The organism is Salipiger sp. (genome assembly GCF_059781815.1).
Window position 1 is genome coordinate 6,299 of sequence record NZ_JBYNAH010000176.1, and the last position, 5,313, is coordinate 11,611.

Genomic DNA, 5,313 nt, shown 5'->3' on the forward strand with positions numbered 1-5,313 from the left:
CCCCCCCCCCCCCCCCCCCCCCCCCCCCCCCCCCCCCCCCCCCCCCCCCCCCCCTGCCCCTTCGAAAAGCCCCCACGTCCGAGGCCTGAAAACGCCGCGCGCGTCCCCGAAAACGCAAACGGCGGAGGCCAAGGCCCCCGCCGTTCATGGCAGTCCAACCGTCTGGCTCAGCCCGCGGCGCGGGCGTCCGGCTTGAAGCTGATGCGCTCCGATGCGGTGAAGCGGCCGCCGCGGGTCTTCTCGATCTTGCCCTCGCGCAGGAGCTGGCCGAAGCTGCGCAGCCGGTCCTCGCGGCTCGATTCCTCGGTCTCGACCTGGCGCACCTTGGTCATCAGCTGCGGGCGCGAGAACTGCTCGCGGCGCTCGACGAAGGACATGTAGGCCGCCGCCGCCTCGAGCAGTTCCGGCAGGTCGCGGGCGCCGACGCTCTCGGCGTATTCGGCAAAGCTGTCATCGACCTCGCCTGCGCTCGCCGCTGCCGGCTCGTCGATATCGGCGAGGCGCACGCGGCGCGGGCGCGGCGCCGGCGTCTCGCCATCGACGCGCTGCTCCGCCACCAGCTTGAGCGGTGCCGGGCGGGCGATCTCGACCGGGCGCTCGGTGTGGCTGGCCGGTGCCTCGGGGCGGCGCGGACGCACCACATTGGCGAGATCCTCGCGATAGGGCTCGGCCTGCTCGCGGGCGTCGCGCTTGCGGCCCAGCAGCTTGTCGGCGCGGGTCGCGGCCACGGCGGCGCGCAGATGCGCGATGGCGCTGCGGCGGCGGTTGCCCTCGGGCTCTTCGAGCTGGGTGTTGGTCTCGTCAAGGATGCGCGAGGCGTCGTTGTCCTCGACCCGGCGCTCGGTGAGCATGGCGCGGGCCGGGCTCGACATCTTCACCGCCTTGCGGACCTCCTCATGCGCCGCGCGGCGCAGCGCCTCCTCGCGTTCGGCCTCGGCAGCCGCGTCGGCAGCCTCGGCGGCGAGATCGGTCTCGTCCTCATCCTCGTCGAAGCCGTCGGTGAACTCGAATTCGAGCGTGCTGTCACCGTCCTCGTCCCAATCGCCCTGCGGCGCGGCGTCGGAGGTCTCGAGACGCAGCGGCGCGGACACCGCGTTTGCGGCGGCGACGGTCACATCATCGTCTTCGTCCTCGTCGTCCCACTCCTCGTCGAAATCCCAGGCCTCTTCGCCCTCATCGGCCTCGAGCGCCTGCTCGACGGCGGCTTCAAGATCCTCATCCCCATCCGCGGGCTCGAACGCGGCCTCCGCTTCGGCGACCTCCTCGATGGTCTCCTCGGAGACAGGCTCCTCGTCCTGGTCCCAGGTCTCCTCGAAATCGGCTTTGAGCTCTGCGCGAACCGCCTCGAGCTCGCGGGCGAGATCATCCTCGTCCTCGGGGCTCAGGCTGCTCACCGGCGCGGCGGGCGCCGCCGAGGCCTCGGCGATCTCTTCGATGAGACCCATGCCGACAGCGGCGTCGAACTCGGCGCGCTTGACCTTGACGACCCGGGCGCGCGGACGCGACGGGGCCAGTTCCGGCTCAGGCGCGGCCTCGACCTGCGCGGCGGCCTCTTCGGGCGCCTCTGCCTCGGCCTCTTCCGGCACGTCCGGCGCATCGAAGAGCGCGCTGTCGTCTTCGGCCTCATCATCGTCACCGTCCGCATAGGCATCCTCGAACTCGGCGGAGGCGAGCGTGTCGGTGAACAGGTTGTCGCGCAGCGCCTGCACCGAGGTCGGGGTCTCGTCCCGCTCCGGCGCCAGCGCATCCAGCATGGCCGAGACCGACAGTTCGGCCTCTGCCTCATCCGCTTCCGGTTCGACCTCGGCCTCTGCCTCGTCCGGGGTGCCCTGCGCCACGACGGCACGGATGCGGCGCAGCTTGGCGGCCACGCTTTCCGGATCGCTCAGGCCAACGCTCGGTTGCGGGGCGGCGGCGGTCTCGTCCTCTAGGTCATGCTCGAAGAATTCTGCCTCGGCCTCGAGGCTGTCCTCGCCGGACTCTTCGGCCTCTTCGGCGGCGGGCTCTGCCGCGGTGGCAGGCTCGGCGATGTCGGCCAGCAGCGCGGCAATGGTGTCTTCCGCCTTGCGGATTTCCTCGGCCTCGTCCTCGTCCTCGCTGCCGTCGCCCTGGTAGGAGACGGCGACCTTGGGCTGCTCGACTTCCGGCACGGCGGAGCTTTCGGCCGGTGCCTCGGCCACCGGCGCCTCAGGGGCCTCGGCCTTGACGTCCGGGGCGGTCTCTTCCGCCACGGGGGCCGGTGTCGCTTCGGTCACCGAAGTCTCCGCCTCAGCGGCGGGGCGCTCCTGTGTCCGGCCTGCGGCCAGCGCCGCGCTCATCGCGCCGCTCGATGCGGCGCCACCGTTGAACGGGCTACGCAGGGTCAAAGTGCCCTGGCCGGCCTCGGCGCTGATCTGGGACTGCAGCAGCTCGGCTGCCAGCTCGGGATCGAACTGCGGCGGCTCGGCACCGAAGAAGCGGTCCTCGCGGATCACGCCACGGAAGAAATGAGTGGTTTCCTTAACCACTGCCAGCGGATCCTCGAACCCCTCCGCGGTACAGGAGAAGGTGCCGTAGGAGACCGTCAGAATCTTGCTCGAACTCACCATGTGCTGCTCACTCTCAATCGCTTTGCAACAATGTGTTTACCACGTCATACGAGACGAAAGCTGACCGAATCTTTGGTCCCGAGCGTATCATTTCGTGTCTCCATTGTGACCTCTGCCTCCGAAAGCCGTAAAGTTGCCATGAATGCTCCCATCCTGAGACGCGACGCACCGATCCTGCTGGTGGGCGGCGGAGACAGCCCTCTGGCGCAGCTGACACCGCTTCTCGCGCAGTGCGACACGCGGGTGGCAGCCGATGGCGGGGCGGCGACGTTGCTGGGCGCGGGCGTGCTGCCCGATGCGGTGATCGGCGACCTCGATTCTCTTTCCGAGAGCGCCCGGGCGCAGATCCCGGCCGAGCGCGTGCATCACATCGCTGAACAGGACAGCACCGATTTCGACAAATGCCTGCGCAACGTCGCGGCGCCGCTGGTCTTTGGCACCGGCTTTCTCGATCCCCGCATCGACCATCAGCTTGCGGCGCTGACGGTGCTGACCATGCGCGCCGAGCGGCGCTGCATTCTGGTGGGGGAAGAGGATGTCATCGCGCTGGCGCCGCCGCGCATCACCCTGGCGATGCCCGTGGGCACGCGGTTTTCCCTCTATCCAATGGGGCTGGTGCGGGGTCAGAGCCAAGGCCTGCGCTGGCCGCTCGACGGGCTCGACTTCACGCCGGCGCAGCGCGCGGGCACATCGAACGAGACCGATGCCGAGACCGTCTCGCTGCGCTTCGACGCGCCGCTGATGCTGATCATTCTGCCGGTGTCACAGCTTCCGGAGCTGGCGCGGGCGCTGCTTTCTGCGCCCGATGGGTGGCCCGCTCGCGCGCGAGGATAAAGAGACCGGCCGCGATGATGACGCAGATGCCCAGCGTTGCAGTGGGATTCGGCAACTCCTGGAAAAACATGAAGCCGAAGAGCGTCGCGAAAGGCATCTCGAGATATTGCATGGGCGCCAGCGTCGCCCCCGGCGCATAGCGCAGCGACCAGGTCATCAGCAGATGCGCCACGGTGCCGAGGAAGCCGATGGACAGCAGCAGCGCCCAGGTGTCGGCGGGCAGCACGGCCCATTCCAGCTCGGGAATGCGGCCCGCGGGCAGGAGCAGCAGCATCGGCGCAATCACCGCCATCGCCATCAGCCCCGAGATCGCCTGAAGCGAGATCGCATCGATATCGCGCGAGATCTGACGGGTGGTGATCATGAAGAGCGAGAAGTTCAGCGCCACGCCAAGCGGCAGCAGCGCCGGCCAGCCGACATCGCGGAAGGCGGGCTGCACCACGAGCAGGGTTCCGACGAAGCCGATGGCACAGGCCCCGAGGCGGCGCCAGCCGACCTCTTCGCCCATGAAATAATGCCCCAGGATCAGCAGCATGAACGGCATGACAAAGGCGATCGCCACAGCGTCGGCCAGCGGCAGGTAGCGCAGCGCCGTCACCATCATGCCGATGCCGAGAATGTGCATGAGCGTGCGCAGGAACACGACCCCCGCCACACGCCGGCGCAGCCGGAAGCTGCGCTTGGTGATCAGCATCAGCGGCACCAGCAGGACCGCCTGAACAGCAAAGCGGAAGAAAACCAGTTCGGCGAGCGGCACCGTCTCGGAAAGCAGCTTGGCCACCGCGTCGGCAAGCGGCGCGATGATGCAGAAACCGAGCATCAGAACGATGCCGAGAAGGGGTTTGTCCTGTCTCATCTCGCGACGGTAGCGGGCGGCCATGGATCCGGCAATACACTACCTGAATTATTTTTGGCGCGAGTCGATTCAATCTTAAAGAGAGTCTCGCCAGTCATCTTTTCCCGTCGCCCGGGTGGCCTCTCGCCGGCGCTCCGCGGCGTCATTCCGTGGCGCGGCATGAGAGACCATCTCGCGGGTTGCGCCCATCTGCCGCTTCCCCTACATAGCGCGCCAAGACCGCAGGCTTCGGGACCTTCCATGCAGAACGTCATTCTCATCGTCCATCTTCTTCTCGCGCTGTCGCTGATCGGCGCGGTGCTGCTGCAGCGCTCCGAAGGGGGCGGGCTCGGGATGGGCGGAGGCGGTGGCGCCATGAGCCAGCGCGCCGCGGCGACGGCGCTCGGCAAGGTGACCTGGATCCTCGCGATCGGCTTCATCGTCACGTCGATCACGCTGACCATTCTCGCCGCGCAGGACGCCTCGGGCGTCTCGGTCATGGACCGTCTCGGCGGTTCGGCGCCGGCCGCGGAACAGACCGCACCGGGCGAGATCGACACCGACGCACTTCTGCCGCCGCCGTCGGCCTCCGACAGCGAAACCGCGCCCGACGCACCGCTGGTTCCGCGCGCCGACTAAGGCCTGACAGCCAAACCACCATAGATTGAGGGCTGCACCCTGAACCGCAACAGCATCTTGCGGTTCTCTGGACAGTGCGGCCCGAATCTCTTATATATGGACTCCCGTGATGCTGCGGTCCGAAAGGCCCGTGGGTGTCCAGAATTCGATGCAAATCACGGGGTCCTGCCACAATGGCACGTTACATCTTCATCACAGGCGGTGTCGTTTCTTCGCTGGGCAAGGGCCTTGCGAGCGCAGCGCTTGGTGCGCTGCTGCAGGCACGCGGCTTCTCGGTCCGGCTGCGCAAGCTCGACCCCTATCTCAACGTCGATCCGGGCACCATGTCGCCCTTCGAGCACGGCGAGGTCTTCGTCACCGATGACGGCGCCGAGACCGATCTCGACCTCGGCCATTACGAGCGCTTCACCGGCGTGC

General features: G+C 68.1%; 4 protein-coding genes and 1 pseudogene. 3 read left to right on the forward strand and 2 right to left on the reverse strand.

From position 1 onward, the window contains the following. Positions 1-167: 167 nt before the first annotated feature. The gene (locus AC6RA4_RS18075; protein ID WP_500162742.1) at positions 168-2,588 is read right to left on the reverse strand and encodes a hypothetical protein; all 2,421 of its coding nucleotides are present in this window, start codon (positions 2,586-2,588) and stop codon (positions 168-170) included. 138 nt (positions 2,589-2,726) lie between these two features. On the opposite strand from AC6RA4_RS18075, the gene AC6RA4_RS18080 reads away from it, so the two are divergent. Further along, positions 2,727-3,422: a thiamine diphosphokinase gene (locus tag AC6RA4_RS18080; protein ID WP_500162743.1), complete on the forward strand. Its 696-nt coding sequence runs from the start codon at positions 2,727-2,729 to the stop codon at positions 3,420-3,422. Here AC6RA4_RS18080 and AC6RA4_RS18085 read toward each other — a convergent pair. Further along, positions 3,337-4,302, reverse strand: a complete 966-nt coding sequence (locus AC6RA4_RS18085; RefSeq protein ID WP_500162745.1) for a DMT family transporter — start codon at positions 4,300-4,302, stop codon at positions 3,337-3,339. The genes AC6RA4_RS18080 and AC6RA4_RS18085 overlap by 86 nt on opposite strands. Positions 4,303-4,518: 216 nt before the next feature. Here AC6RA4_RS18085 and secG point away from each other — a divergent pair, with 216 nt between their 5' ends. Next, positions 4,519-4,896 carry a preprotein translocase subunit SecG gene (secG, locus tag AC6RA4_RS18090; RefSeq protein WP_500162746.1) on the forward strand — a complete coding sequence of 126 codons (378 nt, stop codon included), beginning with the start codon at positions 4,519-4,521 and terminating at the stop codon, positions 4,894-4,896. A 173-nt stretch (positions 4,897-5,069) separates the two neighbouring features. Further along, positions 5,070-5,313, forward strand: a pseudogene (locus AC6RA4_RS18095) (CTP synthase); the annotation flags it as partial.